The following is a 20331-nucleotide window of genomic DNA, read 5'->3' on the forward strand; positions in this document are numbered from 1 at the left end:
GTGCAAAGTCCGCGAAAGCACGGACGGAAGGAATTGCTTGACACCACCTGTCGCCAAGGATACCTTTGAAACGTGCTAATGAATCGATTCAACTTATAGTTGATTATTTGATTCATCTGCTGACTCTCCACTCAAGCGCCTCTACGGTGCGTGAAGAGTCGGTGCAAAACAACGACGACGCGCGCCGGCCCGGATGCCAGCAGCTGTAGATGGAGAAGAATCATGGTTGACCTAAGCCGCATCACGCCAACCCTTGAGCAGCTGGCTATCGAGGTGCCCTCTTGGGCCTACGGCAACTCCGGAACGCGGTTCAAGGTGTTCCAGACCCCCGGCACGCCGCGGACTGTGCAGGAGAAGATTGCCGATGCCGCCAAGGTCAACGAGCTGACCGGCCTTGCGCCCTCTGTGGCGCTGCACATCCCCTGGGACAAGGTGGAGAACTACTCCGAGCTCTCCGACTTCGCACAGGAACTCGGCATCAAGCTGGGCACGATCAACAGCAACACTTTCCAGGACGACATGTACAAGTTCGGTTCCCTGACCCACAGCGACGCCGCTGTGCGGAACAAGGCACTGGACCACATGTACGAATGCATCGACGTCATGAACGTGACCGGTTCCCAGGACCTGAAGATCTGGCTCGCGGACGGAACCAACTACCCCGGCCAGGGTGACATGCGGTCTCGCCAGGACTGGCTGCACGACTCCCTTCAGAAGGTGTACGACCGGCTGGGCGATGACCAGCGACTGGTGCTCGAGTACAAGTTCTTTGAGCCGGCTTTCTACCACACCGATGTTCCGGACTGGGGCACTTCCTACGCGCACACCCTCGCCCTCGGCGAGAAGGCCATGGTCTGCCTGGACACCGGCCATCACGCTCCCGGCACCAACATCGAGTTCATTGTGGCGCAGCTGATCCGCCTCGGGAAGCTCGGTTCCTTCGATTTCAACTCCCGCTTCTACGCCGACGATGACCTGATTGTGGGAGCAGCGGATCCCTTCCAGCTGTTCCGCATCATGTATGAAGTGGCGCGCGGCGGTGCCCTCGAGCCCTCCAGCAAGGTTGCGCTGATGCTGGATCAGTGCCACAACCTCGAGGAAAAGATCCCCGGACAGATCCGCTCTGTGCTCAACGTCCAGGAGATGGCAGCCCGTGCGCTCCTCGTCGATCGCGACGCGCTCACCAAAGCCCAGGAAGCAGGCGACGTCCTCGGCGCGCACGCCGTCTTCATGGACGCTTTCTACACCGACGTCCGCCCGGCACTTGCCCAGTGGCGTGATTCCCGCGGCCTTCCCGCGGACCCGATGGCGGCCTACGCTGCCAGCGGCTACCAGGAAAAGATCAATGCGGACCGCCAGGGTGGTCAGCAGGCAGGATGGGGCGCGTAAAGATGGAAAACAGCGCAATTGCAGCGAGCAACGTAAACACCACAGTCCAGGACCTGATCGTTAGGTCCAACCGTCTCGGCGCGGACAAGCGCAACACCAACTACGCCGGCGGCAACACGTCCGCCAAGGGCACCGACACGGATCCCGTTACCGGCGAAAATGTGGAGCTGCTCTGGGTGAAGGGCTCCGGCGGCGATCTCGGCACCCTGAAGGAACAGGGTCTCGCCGTGCTTCGCCTGGACCGCCTGCGTGCCCTGACCAACGTGTACCCGGGTTTGGACCGCGAGGACGAGATGGTGGCCGCGTTCGACTACACCCTTCACGGCAAGGGCGGGGCAGCGCCGTCGATCGACACCGCGATGCACGGACTGGTCGACGCAGCCCATGTTGACCACCTTCACCCGGATTCCGGTATCGCTATCGCTACCGCCGTGGACGGGGAAGCCCTGACCTCCAAGATCTTCGGCGACAAGGTGGTGTGGGTGCCCTGGCGCCGCCCCGGATTCCAGCTTGGCCTGGACATCGCGGCGATCAAGGCGGAGAACCCACAGGCAGTGGGAACCATTCTCGGCGGCCATGGCATCACTGCCTGGGGTGAAACCTCCGACGAGGCAGAGAACAACTCGCTCTGGATCATCGAAACCGCTGAACGGTACATCGCCGAGAATGGCCGCCCCAACCCGTTCGGGGAGCCGCTGCAGGGCTATGCACCTCTTGCCCCCGCCGAGCGCCGTGCCAAGGCTGCCGCCCTCGCCCCCGTCATCCGCGGCCTCGCCTCGACCGACCGGGCGCAGGTAGGCCACTTCACGGACGACGACGGAGTCCTGGACTTCCTCGCAGCCTCCGAACACCCGCGGTTGGCAGGGCTGGGCACCTCCTGCCCGGACCATTTCCTGCGCACCAAGGTCAAGCCGCTGGTGCTCGACCTGCCCGCAGACGCCTCCGTCGAGGACTCCGTGCAGCGCCTGAAGGAACTGCACAGGGAGTACCGTGAGGACTACGCCGCCTACTACGAGCGCCACGCGGACGAGGCCAGCTCGGCCATGCGCGGAGCCGACCCTGCCATCGTGCTGGTTCCCGGCGTCGGAATGTTCTCCTACGGCGCCAACAAGCAGACCGCCCGCGTGGCCGGTGAGTTCTACATCAACGCGATCAACGTGATGCGCGGCGCCGAGGCACTGTCCAGCTACTCCCCCATTGATGAGTCCGAGAAGTTCCGCATCGAGTACTGGGCGCTCGAGGAGGCCAAACTTGCTCGCATGCCCAAGCCGAAGTCACACGCCACCCGCATCGCTCTGGTGACCGGCGCGGCATCGGGCATCGGCAAGGCCATCGCCACCCGCCTCGCCGCCGAAGGTGCCTGCGTGGTCATCGCCGATCTCAACCTCGAGAACGCCGAGAAGGTCGCCGAGGAACTCGGCGGCCCCGACGTCGCGATCGGCATCCAGGCCGACGTCACCAACCCCGAGCAGGTCCAGGAAGCAGTCGACGCCGCCGTCCTGGCCTTCGGCGGTCTGGACCTCATCGTGAACAACGCCGGCCTGTCCATCTCCAAGCCGCTGCTGGAGACAACGGAGAAGGACTGGGACCTGCAGCACAACGTCATGGCCAAGGGATCGTTCCTGGTCTCGAAGGCCGCCGCGAAGGTCCTCATCGACCAGGAAATGGGCGGGGACATCATCTACATCTCGTCCAAGAACTCCGTCTTCGCCGGACCGAACAACATCGCGTACTCGGCCACCAAGGCCGATCAGGCCCACCAGGTCCGCCTCCTCGCCGCAGAACTCGGCGAACACGGCGTCCGGGTCAACGGCATCAACCCCGATGGCGTGGTCCGCGGCTCCGGCATCTTCGCCGGCGGCTGGGGTGCCAAGCGCGCCGCTGTCTACGGTGTGGAGGAAGAGAAGCTCGGCGAGTACTACGCCCAGCGCACCCTCCTCAAACGCGAAGTCCTGCCCGAGCACGTAGCCAACGCCACCGCGGTGCTCACGTCGGCCGAACTGTCGCACACCACCGGCCTGCACGTACCGGTCGACGCCGGTGTGGCCGCCGCCTTCCTGCGATAGCAGCATGCCCAACGTGCTGAGCCCTGTCCACGACGTGTACGCCGCCGTCGATATCGGCGCCTCATCCGGCCGGGTCATTCTCGGCCGGATGGGCGCCGACGGCCCCTCCCTCGAAGTTGTCCACCGCTTCCCCAACGGGGTACAGGAGATCGACGGCGCCCTCCGCTGGGACATCCGTGCCCTCTTCGCGGAAGTGCTGCGCGGCCTCACCCTCGCCCGCGAGCGGGCGGAAACGAACGGCGAGCGCGTGGTTAGCATCGGCGTCGATACCTGGGCTGTGGACTACGGCCTGATGAACGACGACGGCAACCTGGCCGCGCTGCCGTACAGCTACCGCGACGGACGCACTGCCGCCGCGGTCGAGAAGGTGCACCAGCGGGTGCCCTTCGAGCACCTGTATGAGCTCACCGGCCTGCAGTTCCTGCCATTCAACACCGTGTACCAACTGGCCGCTGAGCCTTCCCTCACCGGCCAGGCGTTGCTGATCCCCGACCTGCTGGGCTTCTGGCTGACCGGCAAGCGCCGCTGCGAGGTCACCAATGCCTCAACCACCGGGCTGCTCGATGCGTCCACCGGCAGCTTCGCCGCGGAGCTGTTCGACGCCCTGCAGATTCCGTGCACCCTGTTTCCTTCGCTTATCGAACCGGGTGAAACGCTCGGCACGCTGCTGCCCTCGATTGCGGCAGAGACAGGGTTGAGTGCCGAGACCGCCGTCGTCGCTGTCGGCTCCCATGACACAGCGTCGGCCGTCGCAGCTGTTCCCGCCTCGTCGCCGAACTTTGCCTACATCTCCTCGGGAACCTGGTCGCTGGTGGGCGTGGAGCTCGCTGAACCGATCCTGAGCGAAGCCGGCCGTGCCGCAAACTTCACCAACGAGCGCGGCGTCGACGGCACTATCCGCTACCTGCGCAACTGCGGCGGCTTATGGCTACTGCAGGAATGCCTGCGCGAGTGGGGTCCTTCGGTGACGCTGGAAGCTGTCCTCGCTGAAGCCGAACTCCTCCCCGACGGCGGCCCGGTCATCGACGCTGACTCCGACGACTTCATCGTCCCCGACAACATGCCGGCCCGCATCCGTGCGGCGGCCGATGCGGCCCTGGAGTCCGAGGCCGCCGTGGTGCGCTGCATCCTGGACAGCCTCGCGCTCGTCTACGCCCGCACGCTGCGGCAGGCGGCCGAGCTCGCCGGCCGGCCCATCGACGTCGTGCACATTGTGGGCGGCGGATCCCAGAACCGGCTGCTGTGCCGGCTCACGGCCGACGCCACCGGCCTGCCGGTCGTGGCGGGGCCGGTCGAGGCGACCGCCCTGGGCAACGTCCTGGTGCAGGCGCGCGCAAACGGAGCACTCGGAAACAACGCAACACTCGCCGAGATCCGAGCGGCGGTGCGCCGAACCGCGCAAACGCAGCACTACCAGCCCAACAAGTCCCTGAGCACCATCTGAACCAAAGGATTGACCAGTGGCACCTCGCACCACCCCCATCCGCACCGCCGTCGTGGGAGCCGGAGGCATCGCACAGGGCAGGCACCTGCCGGCGCTGCAGTCGCTCGGTAATCGCGTGGAGATCGCGGCCGTCGTGGACATGGACGCCGGCCGCGCCCGGGAGGTCGCGGACCAGTTCGGCGCACCGCACTCCTTCGGGGAGATCGGCGAGATGCTGGCGCAGGTCCGCCCGGACCTCGTGCTGGTGTGCACTCCCCCGGGCTCGCACACAGACGCCGTCATCCGCTCGCTCGACGCCGGCGCTTCAGTCTGGTGCGAGAAGCCGCCCACGCTTTCCCTTGCCGAGTACGACGAGATTCTCACCCACGAGGGCGAGAACGGCCCCTACGCCTCCTATGTATTCCAGCATCGATTCGGGTCAGCTGCCCAGGCACTGCGTCGGCAAATCGCCGACGGTGACCTAGGGGCACCGCTGGTGGGCATCTGCCACACCCTCTGGTACCGGGACGCCGCCTATTACGACGTCGAGTGGCGGGGCAAGTGGGAAACCGAGGGCGGCGGGCCCACCATGGGACACGGCATACACCAGATGGACCTGCTGCTGTCCCTCCTGGGGGACTGGACCGAGGTCAGCGCAACCATGGGGACGCTGGGCCGCGATGTGGAGACGGAGGACGTGTCCTTCGCACACGTGACGTTCGCGAACGGTGCCATCGTCTCCGTGGTGAACAGCGTTCTCTCGCCGCGGGAAACAAGCTACCTCCGGTTCGATTTCGCCGACGCGACCGTTGAGGTGGAGCACCTGTACGGGTACAACAACTCGCACTGGAAGTGGACGCCCGCGCCGCACGCAAACCCGGAGTCGGTTGCGGCCTGGGCACCCACCCAGGACCTCGGCAGTTCACACGAGGTCCAGCTCGAGGAACTCGTATCCTCGTTGGAGCGGGGAGAGCGCCCAGCGGCCTCGGGCTCCGACGGGCGGCGGGTTCTGGAGCTCGCTGCCGGGCTGTATGAGTCGGCAATCACCGGACGGCGCGTGAAGCGTGGTGACCTGACCCGGGAGAATCCGTTTTACTGGTCCATGAATGGTTCACCGCACGAAATTTCCCGGACTACCCCCATCCTGAAGGAGACAGCCGGTGCCTGAGCTGCAGCTGAGACGTCCGAACAACAGCGAGTTGGTGCTCTCCTGCGGATCAGTCGACCTCGCCACCTACGTCTTCATCCCGCCGGCGACCCGCTCCGAGGCGCCGAAACCTTACCTGCACCCCCTGCGCACGCTGAGCGGAGCACCCCTGACGGGCTTCCGGCCGTGGGACCACCGCTGGCACAAGGGCCTGCAGATGACCTGGTCCCACATCTCCGGGCAGAACTTCTGGGGTGGACCGACATTCTCTCCGGAGACCGACTACCAGTGGCGCGACAACCTTGGCTCCATCGAGCACGAGGAGTTCTCCACCCTTTCCACCGCGCCTGACCGGGTGTCCGTGGCGGAAACGCTGACCTGGCGCAACTCCTCGGGCGAGCGGTGGATCACCGAACAGCGGGAGACCGTGTTCTCCGGCGTCGACCTGCAGGAGCAGTCGTGGCAACTGGATTTCAGCACTGAGCTGACCAACGTCTCTGACCGTCAGCTCGAACTGGGCAGCCCCACCACGCATGGCCGCCCGAACGCGGGCTACACCGGGTTCTTCTGGCGCGGCCCGCGCAGCTGGACCGGCTGCACCATCCTCGGTCCGGACGGCGGCGAGGGCGAAGCCCTGATGGGAACCTCCGGCCCGTGGCTTGCCCTGGCGGGGCAGCATGACGAGCTCGACGGCGGCGCCACCATCGTCGCGATGGCGGGCACGTCGTCGTCGTCGGTTCCGCTGAAGTGGTTCGTACGAAGCGAGCCGTTCGCGGCGCTGGCCCCCTCGCCGGCTTTCGACGAGGAGATCTCACTGGCCCCGGGCGAATCCCTGCGCCTGCAGCACCGCTACGTCTTCGTGGATCGCATCTGCGGCCGCGACGAGGTTGAACGGATTGCCAAGGGCGCCGCGCTGTGAACACGCCCCGTCCGGGCAAGACGGCTTTCCCGGGGGCCGTAGGCATCAGTGACCTCCGCGTCTACGACTGGGAGACCAGCGACGGCCACCACGGCGGAACCCCGCACCTGCACACGGTGTCGAACGAGGGCTACGTTGTGGTGGGCGGCTCGGGCGAGGTGCACACGCTGTCCTCGGAGGGTTTCGCGAGGGACTCCCTCAACGCGGGCTCCGTGCTCTGGTTCAGTCCGGGCACGGTACACCGCCTGATCAACCACGGTGACCTGCATATCCTCACCGTGATGCAGAACTCCGGGCTGCCGGAAGCAGGGGACGCGGTCCTCACCTTTCCCTTGGACATAGTGTCCGACGTCGACCGCTACCGGGAAGCCTTCACCCTCCCGGACGGCAGCGAGGCGCAACGCGCCCAAGCAGCACGACGACGGCGCGACCTCGCGATCGAGGGCTACCAGGTGCTGCAGGGCGCACTGCAAGAGGGCGACCGCGGACCGCTTGAGAAGTTCTACGCCGCGGCGGCGGCTCTCGTGCAGCCCCGGGTGGAGCAGTGGACCGCCCTGTGGTCGGATACCGTGCTGTCCGACGTCGAGACCACCCGCTCGCAGCTGGCCGCGCTGGCGGCCGGAGACTCCTCGCATTTGAGGGCCGCCGCCGTCGTACGCGCTGTTCCGCGGCCGGAGCCGCGCGCCTTCGGCATGTGCGGTCGGCTTGGCATCTGGGACGCCTAGGCGAACCCTCCCGCGTACAAGTGTGTACCTTTGTATACAAAGATTCCTGATGTGATTAGAATAAGTCGGCAGGAAACCACAGGAGAGGACCGCAATGAGCTCTGTGAATACGTTCGGCGCCAAAAGCACGCTGAATGTCTCAAACAAGGACTATGAAATCTTCCGTCTCGATGCTGTTGATGGCTCCGCCCGGTTGCCCTACAGCCTGAAGATTCTGCTCGAAAATCTGCTGCGCACCGAAGACGGCGCGAACATCACCGCAGATCACATTCGGGCACTCGGCAACTGGGACGCTGACGCCCAGCCCGACACCGAAATCCAGTTCACTCCCGCACGCGTCATCATGCAGGACTTCACCGGCGTTCCCTGCGTGGTGGACCTCGCCACCATGCGCGAGGCTGTCAAGGAACTCGGCGGCGACCCCACGCGCGTCAACCCGCTTGCGCCGGCCGAACTGGTGATCGACCACTCCGTGCAGATCGACTTCTTCGGCAACGCCGGAGCCCTCGAGCGGAACATCGAGATCGAGTACCAGCGCAACGGGGAGCGTTACCAGTTCCTGCGCTGGGGACAGACCGCCTTCGACGACTTCAAGGTTGTTCCCCCGGGCATGGGCATTGTGCACCAGGTCAACATCGAGCACCTTGCGCGCACCGTCATGACGCGATCGGTGGATACCGAGAATGGCCAGGTACTCCGCGCCTACCCGGACACCTGCGTGGGCACGGACTCGCACACCACCATGGTGAACGGCCTGGGCGTGCTCGGCTGGGGTGTCGGCGGCATCGAGGCCGAGGCAGCCATGCTCGGACAGCCCGTATCCATGCTCATCCCCCGCGTTGTCGGCTTCAAGCTCACCGGTGAGATTCCCGCCGGCGCCACCGCGACCGACGTCGTACTGACCATCACCGAGATGCTCCGCAAGCACGGCGTCGTCGGCAAGTTCGTCGAGTTCTACGGCGAGGGCGTGGCCGAGGTACCGCTGGCCAACCGCGCCACCATCGGCAACATGAGCCCCGAGTTCGGCTCCACCGCAGCGATGTTCCCTATTGATGACGTCACCGTTGAGTATCTGCGCCTCACCGGACGCAGCGAGGAACAGGTCGCCCTCGTCGAGGCCTACGCCAAGGAGCAGGGCCTCTGGCACGATTCTTCCCGCGAGGTGTCCTACTCCGAATACCTCGAGCTCGATCTGTCCACGGTCGTTCCGTCCATCGCCGGACCGAAGCGCCCGCAGGACCGGGTGGACCTCACCAACGCCAAGGAACAGTTCCGCTCCGACCTTGAGGACTACGTTCACAAGAGCGTGGAAGCCGAAGGCGCAACGGTTAACGAGGCCCTTGAAGAGACCTTCCCGGCCTCCGACCCGCCCGCTTACACGGAATCCGACACCAAGACCAAGGACGCCGAGCACCACCTGGTCACCCACACCGAAGTCGAGTCGCCGCGGGCAAGCAGCCCAATCGACGTCGAAATGGCTGACGGTCGGCGCTTCCAGCTCGATCACGGTGCGGTGACCATCGCGTCGATTACCTCCTGCACCAACACCTCGAACCCGTCGGTGATGATGGCAGCCGCTGTCCTGGCGCGCAACGCCGTCGAGAAGGGCCTCACATCGAAGCCCTGGGTGAAGACTTCGGTCGCACCGGGCTCGAAGGTGGTCACCGATTACTACGAGAAGTCCGGACTCGTGCCCTACCTGGAGAAGCTCGGCTTCTACATCGTGGGCTACGGCTGCACCACCTGCATCGGAAACTCGGGACCGCTGGAGGAGGAGATCTCCCAGGCGATCCATGACGCCGACCTCGCCGTCTCCGCTGTCCTCTCCGGCAACCGTAACTTCGAGGGCCGGATCAACCCGGATATCAAGATGAACTACCTCGCCTCGCCTCCGCTTGTGGTTGCGTACGCGCTTGCCGGTTCCATGGACTTCGACTTCGAGAAGGAACCGCTGGGCCAGGACGACGACGGCAATGACGTCTTCCTGCGCGACATCTGGCCCAACCCGAACGACGTCCAGCAGATCATCGACGCGTCGATCGACAACGAGATGTTCCGGTCCAGCTACGAGACCATCTTCGAGGGCGACGAGCGGTGGCGTTCGCTGCCCACCCCGCAGGGCGCAACCTTCGAGTGGGATCCTGAGTCCACCTACGTGCGCAAGCCCCCATACTTCGAGGGCATGCAGGCGGAACCGGCACCAGTTGAGGACATTGCAGGCGCGCGCGTTCTGCTCAAGCTCGGAGACTCGGTCACCACCGACCACATCTCCCCTGCCGGTTCGTTCAAGTCGGACACGCCGGCCGGCCGTTACCTCCTCGAGCACGGTGTGGACCGCAAGGACTTCAACTCCTACGGCTCCCGCCGCGGCAACCACGAGGTAATGATCCGCGGCACGTTCGCCAACATCCGGATCCGCAACCAGCTTCTCGAAGGCGTAGAGGGCGGCTTCACCCGCGACTTCAGCCAGGAAGGTGCGCCGCAGGCAGCTGTCTACGACGCCGCGATGAACTACCAGGCGGCGGGCACTCCCCTGGTTGTCCTGGCGGGCAAGGAATACGGCTCGGGCTCGTCCCGTGACTGGGCAGCCAAGGGCACCGCACTGCTGGGCGTCAAGGCCGTCCTTGCCGAGAGCTACGAGCGCATTCACCGGTCCAACCTGATCGGCATGGGCGTCCTTCCGCTGCAGTACCCCGAGGGCCAGAACGCCGACTCCCTGGGACTGACGGGAACCGAAACCTTCGCGGTGTCGGGCGTTACCGCGCTCAATGACGGTCCGTCGCCGCGGACTGTCACCGTGACCGCCACCCCGGCGGACGGCGGACAGGACATCGTCTTCGATGCTGTCCTCCGTATCGATACCCCGGGTGAAGCGGCCTACTACCGGAACGGTGGAATCCTGCAGTACGTCCTGCGGCAGCTCGCCTCGAAGTGACCCCCCATCACTCCGGGCACAGTCCGCAATCTGAGCTGACCAACGCGCCGGCTCGGGTCGATGGTGAGGCCATCTTCAGGGTGCTCCGTAGCGAAATCCTCGCCGGAACGTATCCGCCGGGGACTGCGCTTCGCGAAGTCGGACTGTCCGAGCGGTTCGGCGTCTCCCGTACACCTGTACGGGAGGCGCTGAGCCGCCTGCAGCACGAGCGCCTGCTGGAGCGGGCAGCCCGCGGACTGCAGGTGCCGCAGATCGATCCGCAGGAAGTCATCCAGATCTACGACCTGCGGATCATGCTGGAAGAGGAAGCGGCGGGGCAGGCTGCGCGAAGCCGAAGCACCGCCGACATACTCAAGCTTGAAGGGCTCGTCGAGCGGGACAGGCAACTGGATTCACCCGACGATCCCACGCGTGTCCGCTGCAACATGGAATTCCATGCCGCGGTCTGCTCGGCCGCCCATAACAGGGTTCTTCAGGACCTGCTCGACAGGATGTCGACCCACCTGATTCACACTCCCCGCTCCACGCTGTCGGTCGGTAACCGGTGGAATGACGCGCTGGATGAGCATGAGGCGATGGTGCATGCCATAGCGGACCAGCGTGTTGATGAAGCCCGTGCCATCGCGCGCCGGCATATCGAGACTGCGCGCACGCTGCGCCTCGGTCTGCTGCGCGAGGCGGCCAGGCCGGAGTAGCTTCCAACCGGAGGTTGCTGCCTGGGCCGGTTCAGTTCCCGGCCCAGGCAGCGCGGGTTACTTCGCGGCGATCGCCAGGAACTGGATCGGCAGATCCAGCAGTTCCAGCGGTCCGTGCGGACCCTCGCCGTCCAGGAGCAGTGAGTCGCCGGGCTCCATGGTGTACTCGTAGGCGCCGTGCCCGTAAACCATCTTCCCGGAGAGCATGTAGATGAACTCGGTTCCGGGATGCTGGAAGAGCGGGAAGACGTCCGACGCATCGGTGAGGGTCACAAGCGTGGGCTCGATGGCATCACTGCGGCCTTTGAGGGTACCCAACACACGGTATTCATGGCCGTGCTGGGTACCGCTGCGAACAGTCAGGCTGCCCTGGCCGCTGCGGGTGAAGGTTGCGTCCCGGTCCGTGTCCGCGCCGCGGAAAAGCGCGGTGACGGGGATCTGCAGGCCGTCAGCAAGCCGCTGCAGGGTGGTGAGGGAACACGAGGTGCTGGCCGTCTCGATCTTCGAGATCATCGCCTTGGACAGCCCGGTCCTTGCAGCGAGTTCGGCCGCGGAGAGTGAGTTCGCGGTCCGGTAGTGACGGAGCTGTCCGGCAATGATGCGCTCAAGCTTTTCAGGCGCTCCGCCCGGTTCGGGATTCTCCGCAGTCATGCCTCTCTTTTCCGGAATCGTTTCCGCAGTCGTTTCCGCAGCCGGTTCCGCTGTTGCTTCCGCGAGTGGGCCCGCAGCCGACCCAGCTGAAGTTTCGGGTGTCCCGCCATCATAGATGGCCCTCAGCGTGGTGATGCCGCATCCCCCTCTTCCGTCAGCAGTCCGGCCAGGACATCAGCGAGCGCCAGTGCACCGGCTCCAGCGTCCTGGTCCTCCACCCCTTCCTCCGGGGAGTGCGAGATGCCCGTCGGGTTACGCACAAACAGCATCGCGGTGGGCAGGTGGGCGGCGAGCACTCCCGCATCGTGGCCGGCCCCTGTATCGAGCACCGGTGCGCCGGGCAGCATCGAACTGAGACGGTCGGCCAGCCGTGGGTTGAAGTGCACGGTGGGGCTGAGCGATTCGGTATCGAAGGTCACCGTGCAGTCCTCTTCGGCAGCGAGCACCTGTGCATTGAGGTGGATCGACTCCACAAGGGTGGCGGTGATGTCATCGCGCGGATGGCGGACGTCGATCCAGAGGTCCACGCGTGAGGCGATCACGTTGGTTCCGCCAGGGACCGGCTGCACGCGCCCCACGGTGGCACGGGCTCCCCGGTAGTTGCGTGCCGTGTCCCGGATGCCGACCACGATTTTCGCCGCCGCGATCATGGGGTCCCGCCTGTCGCTCATGAGCGTGGTTCCGGCGTGGTTTCCCTGTCCGTGGACAGACAGCTTCCAGCGGCCATGGCCCAGGATGGAAGATCCGACGGCAACAGGCTGGTTCAGGTTCACCAGTCCCCTGCCCTGCTCCACGTGCAGTTCGACGAAAACGCCGAGCCGGCCCAACGTCTTGGGGTCCCGGCCCAGGAACCGGGGGTCCTGGCTGGCCGCGGAAGCGACGTCGGCGTAGGTATTACCGTCCGGGTCCCGCAAATTCCTCGCCTTATCGGGGTCGAGCGCCCCGGTGAGCAGCCGCGATCCCAGGCACGCGACGCCGAAGCGTGAACCTTCCTCCTCGGGAAAAACGGCGAGGGCAAGCGGCCTGCGCAGCCTGATGTCCCGGCTGCGCAGGATGTCGACAGCCACCAGTGCGGAAGCCACGCCGAGCGGGCCGTCGAATTCACCGCCTCCCTGTACCGAATCGAGGTGGCTGCCGGTCGCGACGGCGTCGGTGCGCACCCCGGAGTCCGTATCCCACCAGGCCCAGATGATCCCGTTGCGGTCGGTGGTTACATCCAGTCCACGCTGTTCGGCCTGGGAGATGAACCAGCTGCGCAGGTCGGTCTCGGGGGTGGAGAAGACGGGACGGGTATAGCCGCCGCGCCGGACGTCCCTGCCGATGCCGGACAGGTTGTCCAGCAGGCCGGAGACGGTATCGACGCTGGACCGGGTTGCAGAGGGATTCATGATGGGACTCACTGTCTGAGCACCGGTTGCGATCTTTAGACAGCTGCAATCTCGCGCAGCGATGGTCGAAGGGCCTACAGCGATCACACCTCAGGAGGCCGGCTTAGTCGTCAGGTCCTTCCATGTCTCCCGTTCGGGGGTTAGGTCCTTGGGGATTCGGTCCTGGACCGGAGGCCGGTAGGCCCAAAGATATCTTCATCTCCGAGTTGTCGACGGAGCGGAGCCCATCGCGATCATATGCCCACGCGTCAAAATAGTTGACGGGCGCCACAAGGGGGACATTGAAGTCATTCAGTACGGACATGAGTTTCGGGACCTCTTCCGGTTGAAAGCCATAATGCAGGCCCCCGAACAGGTTGAATCCCCCTCGTGCCCCCAGATGGTGCGGCATCAAGTACTTCGGGCGGAACGTAGGTACGAGGACGCGGGCTTGGGTGACGAGCCGGGATTCGGGGCCGGGCTGCCACACTTCGAAAGTCTGGAGGTCGGCCGCGCGCATTGCCTTGCCGAGGTTGCTCAGTGGCGCTCCCCGATTCTCCCCGTTGACGACGTGCTCTTTAGTCAGTTCCGGGCCCCCGGCGCCGCTGTCCGAAACATAAAGGGTCAGGATTTTACTGGGGGTCTGCACCTTGAAGACAAATCCAAACGTCTCGATGCCTCCGTCTGCCGGGCTCGTTGCGCCGACGCGGACGCTGTGCACCCATTTCACTACATGCATTTCAACATAGGGGCTGAGCTGAAACCGCTCCCCTCCCTTCACTGGCTGCAATTGAGAAGCCGGAATTCCGTAGGCCGCCGCCTCTGCACAGGCGTTAGCGGAGGCGATCAGAGTGGCGCCTGTCTGTTTGACCCATTCTGGCGTGTCAACTGAGTGGTCTCCGTGCTGGTGCCCAAGCAGAACGTATTGGATGGCCCCCTTCTGCTCCAGTGCTCCGCGCACTTTCTGCACAACTTCCGGGTTGGGTTCTGCGGCTGGGAATCCAACCGCACCATCCAGGACGATACCGAGTTCACCGATCTGGTAATGCCAGTTGCTGATGCCGAACCACGTCATCCGCACTTCTTTCGGCATACCTGGTCGACCGGGTGTGGCGTGGGCAGCCGTGGCGTGGGCGACAGAGGCTGCGACGGCCGCCGCAGAAATTCCGGCTAAAGCTGTTCTCCGATTTACGTCTTTCATGCGACTCCTTTGTCAGTCGGGGACTTGTATCGCCCGACGAATTGAAGACTTCCAAGATCGAGTGAGGGCCACAACCATAAGTAAGTTGAATTCATTGAGTACATAGAGTTCACGAACCATGCCGAGAACCTGGATGACCTTCGCCGCGCTGTGGGCAACGCTGGTCTACTTCCCTGTCGCTCACTGGGTGTTTGCTTTCGACTCGGGTGACGGTGCCGTGATCGGCGGGTGGATCGTCAACGATCTCGCCGCCGTCGACTTCGCCGGCGGACTCGCCGTCCATATGAACGCCGGTGTCGCAGCACTCGCTCTCGCCCTGGTCCTCGGCCGCAGCGCAGGCTGGCCGACCGGTCACGCCAAGCCGCACAGCCCTCCGCTGGTACTGGTGGAAGCCGGACTGCTCTGGGCCGGCTGGTTCGGCTTCAATGCCGGGTCCGCGCTGACGGCGGGGCATTCAGCAGGCGTGGTGTTCCTCAACACTGCGGTGGCCGCTTCCGCAGGCCTGCTCGCGTGGACCCTCGTTGAACGCATCCGGCTGGGCAGTGCCAGCAGTATGGGGGCAGCCTCCGGCCTGATCTCCGCGCTCGTGGCTATCACGCCGGCCTGCGGCGCCGTCAGCCCCCTTGGTGCACTCGCAATCGGCCTTATCGCCGGTGCCGTCTGTTCACTGGCCATCGAACTCAAGTTCCGCCTGGGCTACGATGACTCGCTCGACGTCGTCGGTGTCCACCTCATCGGCGGCATCATTGGCACGCTGCTGATCGGCTTCTTCGCGACGGATCAGGCCCCCAACGGCGTCAACGGTCTCTTCTACGGCGGAAGCATCGGGCTCCTAGGAGTCCAGACCCTGGCGACCGTTGCGGTCCTCGTGTACTCCTTTGCTGTTACCTGGATGATCGCGAAAGGCATCGACCTGGCGGTCGGACTGCGTATCCAGGAGGAGGACGAACTGCGGGGCATCGACATGGCGGCACACTCCGAGGCCGCCTACCTGATGGACGAGGAGCCGGTTGATCTTGGTTCCCCGAACCGGGTCTGAGGCACACTGCTGGTTATGCAATCCAGTTCTTTGGTCCGCACGGACAGCCTGCCTCGCCTTCCCTGGAAGAACGGGGCAGGCACCACGCGCGAAATCACAACCGGCCCCGCGCTCGACGCCGGACAGGGCCGCCTGTGGCGGCTCAGCTTGGCCGATTTGACGGAGGACGCAGCCTTCTCGACGTTCCCGTCTTTGGACCGGATCTTCCTGATCGCCACGCCCGGGCCCGTCCTCCTGACCGTCGACGGCGTAGCGCGCGAGGTTGCCCCGAGGCGGCCGGAAAGGTTCCCGGGGGAGGCCGACGTTACGGTCGAGCTGCCCAAGGGGCCGGCCACCGCGATCAACCTCATGATCAACCGCCAGTGCGGAACCGGCACCCTCGATGTGCATGAGCTGGACGGCGAGGTGACTTTCGGGAGGGCTGTGGCGGCCGTCGTCGTAATCAGCGGGAATGCCGAGACGGCAGGCGGCGAGGTGCTGGCTCCCCTTGACGCCGTCGTGATCGGAGACGAGCCGGTAACCCTGCGGTTCAACTCGGCCCGGGTCGCAGTGGCGCGGGCTGAGCGCCGCTAGCGTCCCGTATCCTTCATGCTGCCGGTGAGCAGTTCGCCCTCCTGGCCGGCCAGGAGACACAGGATCTCACGGTCGCCGTCGAACCCCCATGCGGCTTTGGTGGATGTGAAGATTTCATAGTAGAGCGAGGACTCCTCATAGGGCGCGCCCACAAAGTCGGCGAACTCGTCGAAACAGAATTCGTCGGCCTGCACCCACAGTTCGGTCTCACCGGGAAATTCGCCGTCGGGAAGGTCCGTTGCGGCGTACGCTTCCATGTCATGTTTCTCGCTGCAGGGCAGCACGGTGATCTCCGAGAAGTTATAGCCCTCCTCCGCGTCGGCGTTCTGGCGCTCGTCCGGATAGTTCGCGCAATCGCCCACGCTGATGGAAGAAGCGTGGAATTCGGTCGCTTCCGTCACCTGCCCGGCCTCGTCACGTTCAACGACGCTGGTGTCCAGCACATAACAGCCCGAAACACCCATCGCCATGCCCGAAAGCAGCACAACAAGAGCAGCAGATTTCACGGTTCCCCCTGGAGACGAGAAAGGTGGCGATGATGCGTCGAGTTGAACTGTAGGGCTTGCAATTCCGGCAGCCGCCCACTCCGCCTGCGGACACGCCGATGGGCCGGCCCAATCGTTAGGCTTCTGGTGTGACTTCATCCCCCGGCGCCGGACTCGGCGCGATCTTTGTGCTGATCGCGGCGGTGCTCTGGGGAACAACCGGGACGGCGGCCACTTTCGCTCCCGACGTCGGCCCCTTGGCCATCGGCGCAGCAGCGATGGGGGTGGGCGGCCTCCTGCAGGCTGCCATCGCAGGGCCGAAACTTCAGCGCGCCTGGGATGGATTACGACGGCGGTGGGCCATCGTCGCGCTCGGCGGACTGTCCGTGGCTATCTACCCGCTGGCGTTCTACAGTTCCATGCACCTGGCCGGCGTGGCCGTGGGAACCGTGGTGTCCATCGGCTCCGCGCCAATCGCCTCAGCGGTCATTGAACGTGTGATCGACCGGCACATACTGAGTTCGCGCTGGGTTGTGGGGGCGGGCATCGGGCTCGCCGGCGTGGCGCTGCTGACCATAGCCGAACCGGCATATGGAACGGCCGACGGCGGGAATCCCACCCTCGGGATCCTGCTGGGACTGCTCGCGGGAGCCACTTATGCCCTCTACTCGTGGGCTGCCCACCGCACCATGCAGGGCGGCGTTCCCTCCCGGGTGGCTATGGGTGGGATCTTCGGAGTAGGCGGCCTGCTGCTGATGCCGGTCCTCCTGGTTACCGGCGCCCCGCTGCTTGCATCGTGGAACAACTTCGCCGTCGGCGCCTACATGGCGCTGGTCCCCATGTTCCTGGGGTACGTGTTCTTCGGTCTCGGACTGGCACGGGTGAAGGCGAGTACCGCAACCACCCTGTCGCTGGCCGAGCCGGTCGTTGCGGCGATCCTCGCCGTCGTCATTGTGGGTGAGCGGCTGCCGGCTGCGGGTTGGATCGGGATCGCCCTGGTGATCGTCAGCCTCGCGGTACTGACGGTTCCCATCCGCCCCAGGGCCCTGGCTGGAAGTGCCAGATGACGCAGGGCGACAGCCAGCTTTCTCCGGATCGAAGCGCAGCGGAACCGAACTGCGACCTCATCGTGCATTCCTGCCGCCTCGTCACCGGCAGTGCCACGGTGGAGGACGGGTGGGTTGCGGTTTGTGACGGCAGGATCCTTGCCTCCGGTTCCGGCACCGCCTGGCGCTCCTACCCCGCACGCGAAGTAGTCGATGGCAGTGCCCGCGTCCTGCTGCCGGGCTTCATCGACCTTCACTGCCATGGCGCCGGGGGCCACTCGTTCGACACGGACCACGGCTTCATCGAAGCGGCCCTTGCCGTGCATCGCGCCCACGGAACCACCCGATCCGTGCTCAGTCTTGTCGCCGCACCGCTGGACGAACTGCGCGTCAGCCTGGGCAGGATCGCCGAACTGACGTATGCGGACCCCCTGATTCTCGGCTCTCATCTGGAAGGGCCCTTCCTGTCACCCTCACGTTGCGGCGCCCACAACCCTGCCCATCTTTTGGACCCCACCCCGTCGGCCGTCGCCGGGCTGCTGGAGGCAGCGCGGGGAACCCTTCGCCAGGTGACGATCGCGCCTGAGTTGCCGGGCGCGCTGTCAGCCATCGAGCAGTTCGTAGCGGCCGGAGTTACGGTGGCGGTCGGCCACACCGATGCTGATTTCGAGCTCACCCGTGAAGCCTTCGCCCGGGGTGCCACGCTGCTTACCCATGCCTTCAATGCCATGGCCGGGATACACCACCGTGCGCCGGGCCCGGTCATGGCGGCGTTCCGTGAGCGGTCCGCGGCCCTCGAGATCATCCTCGACGGCGTCCATGTGGACCCCTCGGTCGCACGGTTGGCCTTCGACGCCGCCCCCGGCAGGATTGCACTCGTGACGGACGCCATGGCGGCGACGGGAGCGGGCGACGGCCGCTACCGCCTGGGCGCCGCGGAGGTTACCGTGAAGGCGGGCCGCGCCATGCTCGCAGGAACCGACACCATCGCGGGGTCAACCCTCACCCAGGACTCGGCGCTGAGGAATGCGATCACCCTGCTGGATCTTTCTCCTGAAGCAGCGGTCCAGGCGCTGACGTCCACCCCGGCCGGCGTGCTGGGCCGCCGCGATCTCGGGAGCTTCGATTCCGGTAGTGCTGCAGACCTTGTCCTACTGAACGAGGAATACAACGTGCTGAGCGTCTGGGCAGACGGAGTCAGGCAGCGCTAGGCGGCAGCACTAGGGTTGCACTCGCTATCCAGACGGGGTGTGGCCACCCGGGTTGTTCGGTGACCGCGAGAGGATTACCGCCGCTCATTCCCGTTGGCGCGGAGCATAGGGTTGGAGCCATGTGGTGGGAACCAGTGCTGGCCATCCTCGGCGGATTGCTGCTGCTGTACGCCGTGGCGCTGGGCGCGCTCTTCCTGTATGCCCGCCGGCATCCCGAGACGGCGAGTATGCGCAGCGCCATGCGCCTGCTTCCGGATCTTCTGCGCCTCTGCCGTTCGTTGGCGACCAGCCGGGAGGTACCCGGCGGGGTCCGGCTGCTCATTGCGGGCCTGCTGGTCTACCTGATCCTGCCGATTGACCTCGTGCCGGATTTCATTCCCGTTCTTGGCTATGCCGACGACGTCATTATTGTCGCCCTTGCGCTCCGGACAGTCATCCGCCGCACGGGGCCGGAACTGCTGGCTCGCCTGTGGACAGGGGACGACGACGGCCTCCGCGCCGTTCTACGCCTTGGCGGCCTCCGCCCTGATTGACCCGGCGCTACATCCGCCCGAACTTCGAACGCACCAGTGCAAAAATTCCGTAGCAGATCAGGCCTACGGCGATAACGATAAGCAGCGGAATGCCGAATTGATGGTCCGTGAGCGCCTTGAGACTGCCGTCAAGGCCCGTTGACCGTTCCGGGTCATGTGTGATGACAGCAGCAACAAACAGGATCCCGACCAGGATGAGTGCAAGACCTTTGGCGACATGCCCCACCACGCCCAGCACTTCGATCAGCGCCCCGCGCCTGGTGTCCTCAAAATGCCGCAGCTCCGGCCGGAACTTGCGAAGGATTCCCTTGAAGACGAAGTACACCCCGATTCCGAAGATGGTTCCGCCGACCGCGACGATGACAAAGACACCGAACGGCGAGCCCATCATGGACTGGGTGAAGTCGCGAGTGGATTCGCTGGAGTCGCTCCGTCCGCCGAAGGCGAAGCGTGCGAACGTGAAGGCCATCGAACCGTAGATGATGCTGAGGGAGCCGGACGAGATCGTCTTCGAGATTTGTTCCCCGGTGGGGAGGTGCCGCGCCCGCAGGGTTGCTTCACTCAGCTGCCAAGCGGCCAGCCCAAAGCACCCGAGCGCACAGGCCCACATGGTCCAAGGGCCGAAGGTACCTCCGGCCAACTGCTCGAGGGCACCCGTTGGTTCGGCTTCGCCGTTTCCGCCGAACGCGATCTGCAGGGCAATGGCACCGATGAGGATATGGACTACCGCAAGGACGGCGAACCCGAAGCGCGCTGCGACATCCAGCGCCTTATGGTCCGACACGTTCTCCGCGATGTCCGCGGCCTCCCGTGCCAGAGAGTTCTCGTCCGTTGACATCACTGCTCCTGCAAGTTTCTGCCTTTTCAGGGTACAGCGGTACGGCACAGCCGTGGGGCGCGGGGAGGAGCGGTAAGGGAGCGGCAGC

At 65.1% G+C, this 20331-nt stretch carries 18 protein-coding genes; 13 read left to right on the forward strand and 5 right to left on the reverse strand.

The window, feature by feature from the left end:
* Positions 1-222 precede the first annotated feature (222 nt).
* From rhaI to GC088_RS14525, 8 genes are all read left to right on the forward strand, one after another.
* Positions 223-1389 (forward strand): L-rhamnose isomerase, encoded by a 1167-nt coding sequence (rhaI, locus tag GC088_RS14490; RefSeq protein ID WP_323959699.1) that lies wholly within the window; start codon positions 223-225, stop codon positions 1387-1389.
* On the forward strand, positions 1377-3455 hold the full coding sequence (locus GC088_RS14495) for a bifunctional aldolase/short-chain dehydrogenase (RefSeq protein ID WP_416377473.1): 2079 nt from the start codon (positions 1377-1379) through the stop codon (positions 3453-3455). The genes rhaI and GC088_RS14495 overlap by 13 nt, the downstream gene beginning before the upstream one ends.
* Before the next feature lie 4 nt (positions 3456-3459).
* Entirely contained in the window at positions 3460-4899 is a 1440-nt protein-coding gene (locus GC088_RS14500) for a rhamnulokinase (protein WP_323959701.1), read from the forward strand.
* 16 nt (positions 4900-4915) lie between these two features.
* Complete coding sequence (locus tag GC088_RS14505; RefSeq protein WP_323959702.1) at positions 4916-6046, forward strand: Gfo/Idh/MocA family protein; 1131 nt, start codon at positions 4916-4918, stop codon at positions 6044-6046.
* Entirely contained in the window at positions 6039-6944 is a 906-nt protein-coding gene (locus GC088_RS14510; protein ID WP_323959703.1) for a DUF6807 domain-containing protein, read from the forward strand. Before GC088_RS14505 ends, GC088_RS14510 begins: the two co-directional genes overlap by 8 nt.
* A complete protein-coding gene (locus tag GC088_RS14515; protein ID WP_323959704.1) occupies positions 6941-7669 on the forward strand; it encodes a cupin domain-containing protein in 729 nt (242 codons plus the stop codon). Before GC088_RS14510 ends, GC088_RS14515 begins: the two co-directional genes overlap by 4 nt.
* Positions 7670-7763: 94 nt before the next feature.
* A complete protein-coding gene (locus GC088_RS14520) occupies positions 7764-10604 on the forward strand; it encodes an aconitate hydratase (RefSeq protein ID WP_323959705.1) in 2841 nt (946 codons plus the stop codon).
* Positions 10601-11299, forward strand: coding sequence for a GntR family transcriptional regulator (locus GC088_RS14525; protein ID WP_323959706.1), 699 nt, complete (start codon positions 10601-10603; stop codon positions 11297-11299). The genes GC088_RS14520 and GC088_RS14525 overlap by 4 nt, the downstream gene beginning before the upstream one ends.
* A 57-nt stretch (positions 11300-11356) precedes the next feature.
* Here GC088_RS14525 and GC088_RS14530 read toward each other — a convergent pair whose 3' ends face one another.
* The 3 genes from GC088_RS14530 to GC088_RS14540 form a co-directional block, all read right to left on the reverse strand.
* The gene (locus GC088_RS14530; RefSeq protein ID WP_323959707.1) at positions 11357-11950 is read right to left on the reverse strand and encodes a helix-turn-helix domain-containing protein; all 594 of its coding nucleotides are present in this window, start codon (positions 11948-11950) and stop codon (positions 11357-11359) included.
* A 122-nt stretch (positions 11951-12072) separates the two neighbouring features.
* Positions 12073-13338: an allantoate amidohydrolase gene (locus GC088_RS14535; RefSeq protein ID WP_323959708.1), complete on the reverse strand. Its 1266-nt coding sequence runs from the start codon at positions 13336-13338 to the stop codon at positions 12073-12075.
* Positions 13339-13441: 103 nt separating this feature from the next.
* Positions 13442-14518: an MBL fold metallo-hydrolase gene (locus GC088_RS14540; RefSeq protein ID WP_323959709.1), complete on the reverse strand. Its 1077-nt coding sequence runs from the start codon at positions 14516-14518 to the stop codon at positions 13442-13444.
* 118 nt (positions 14519-14636) lie between these two features.
* On the opposite strand from GC088_RS14540, the gene GC088_RS14545 reads away from it, so the two are divergent.
* Together GC088_RS14545 and GC088_RS14550 are read left to right on the forward strand one after the other, a co-directional pair.
* Complete coding sequence (locus GC088_RS14545) at positions 14637-15557, forward strand: ammonium transporter (RefSeq protein WP_323959710.1); 921 nt, start codon at positions 14637-14639, stop codon at positions 15555-15557.
* A 15-nt stretch (positions 15558-15572) separates the two neighbouring features.
* Complete coding sequence (locus GC088_RS14550; RefSeq protein ID WP_323959711.1) at positions 15573-16130, forward strand: HutD/Ves family protein; 558 nt, start codon at positions 15573-15575, stop codon at positions 16128-16130.
* Here the strand turns inward: GC088_RS14550 and GC088_RS14555 are convergent.
* Positions 16127-16636 carry a septum formation family protein gene (locus GC088_RS14555; RefSeq protein WP_323959712.1) on the reverse strand — a complete coding sequence of 170 codons (510 nt, stop codon included), beginning with the start codon at positions 16634-16636 and terminating at the stop codon, positions 16127-16129. The genes GC088_RS14550 and GC088_RS14555 overlap by 4 nt on opposite strands.
* A 128-nt stretch (positions 16637-16764) precedes the next feature.
* Between GC088_RS14555 and GC088_RS14560 the strand changes: the two genes are divergently transcribed.
* The 3 genes from GC088_RS14560 (at position 16765) to GC088_RS14570 (ending at position 19405) form a co-directional block, all read left to right on the forward strand.
* On the forward strand, positions 16765-17682 hold the full coding sequence (locus GC088_RS14560; protein WP_323959713.1) for a DMT family transporter: 918 nt from the start codon (positions 16765-16767) through the stop codon (positions 17680-17682).
* Positions 17679-18872, forward strand: a complete 1194-nt coding sequence (gene nagA / locus GC088_RS14565; protein ID WP_323959714.1) for an N-acetylglucosamine-6-phosphate deacetylase — start codon at positions 17679-17681, stop codon at positions 18870-18872. Before GC088_RS14560 ends, nagA begins: the two co-directional genes overlap by 4 nt.
* A gap of 119 nt (positions 18873-18991) precedes the next feature.
* Complete coding sequence (locus tag GC088_RS14570; RefSeq protein ID WP_323959715.1) at positions 18992-19405, forward strand: YkvA family protein; 414 nt, start codon at positions 18992-18994, stop codon at positions 19403-19405.
* Positions 19406-19412: 7 nt separating this feature from the next.
* On the opposite strand, the gene GC088_RS14575 is transcribed toward GC088_RS14570, so the two are convergent.
* Positions 19413-20243, reverse strand: a complete 831-nt coding sequence (locus GC088_RS14575; protein ID WP_323959716.1) for a DUF1206 domain-containing protein — start codon at positions 20241-20243, stop codon at positions 19413-19415.
* Positions 20244-20331 lie beyond the last annotated feature (88 nt).

This window comes from Arthrobacter sp. JZ12 (genome assembly GCF_035189165.1).
GTDB lineage: Bacteria > Actinomycetota > Actinomycetes > Actinomycetales > Micrococcaceae > Arthrobacter_D.

Bases quoted from the DNA above. Each gene is read 5' to 3' on its own strand.
- rhaI (WP_323959699.1), top strand. From the start codon at position 223: ATGGTTGACCTAAGCCGCATCACGCCAACCCTTGAGCAGCTGGCTATC.
- GC088_RS14495 (WP_416377473.1), top strand. From the start codon at position 1,377: ATGGGGCGCGTAAAGATGGAAAACAGCGCAATTGCAGCGAGCAACGTA.
- GC088_RS14500 (WP_323959701.1), top strand. From the start codon at position 3,460: ATGCCCAACGTGCTGAGCCCTGTCCACGACGTGTACGCCGCCGTCGAT.
- GC088_RS14520 (WP_323959705.1), top strand. From the start codon at position 7,764: ATGAGCTCTGTGAATACGTTCGGCGCCAAAAGCACGCTGAATGTCTCA.
- GC088_RS14530 (WP_323959707.1), bottom strand. From the start codon at position 11,950: ATGACTGCGGAGAATCCCGAACCGGGCGGAGCGCCTGAAAAGCTTGAG.
- GC088_RS14535 (WP_323959708.1), bottom strand. From the start codon at position 13,338: ATGAATCCCTCTGCAACCCGGTCCAGCGTCGATACCGTCTCCGGCCTG.
- GC088_RS14540 (WP_323959709.1), bottom strand. From the start codon at position 14,518: ATGAAAGACGTAAATCGGAGAACAGCTTTAGCCGGAATTTCTGCGGCG.
- GC088_RS14545 (WP_323959710.1), top strand. From the start codon at position 14,637: ATGCCGAGAACCTGGATGACCTTCGCCGCGCTGTGGGCAACGCTGGTC.
- GC088_RS14550 (WP_323959711.1), top strand. From the start codon at position 15,573: ATGCAATCCAGTTCTTTGGTCCGCACGGACAGCCTGCCTCGCCTTCCC.
- nagA (WP_323959714.1), top strand. From the start codon at position 17,679: ATGACGCAGGGCGACAGCCAGCTTTCTCCGGATCGAAGCGCAGCGGAA.
- GC088_RS14570 (WP_323959715.1), top strand. From the start codon at position 18,992: ATGTGGTGGGAACCAGTGCTGGCCATCCTCGGCGGATTGCTGCTGCTG.
- GC088_RS14575 (WP_323959716.1), bottom strand. From the start codon at position 20,243: ATGTCAACGGACGAGAACTCTCTGGCACGGGAGGCCGCGGACATCGCG.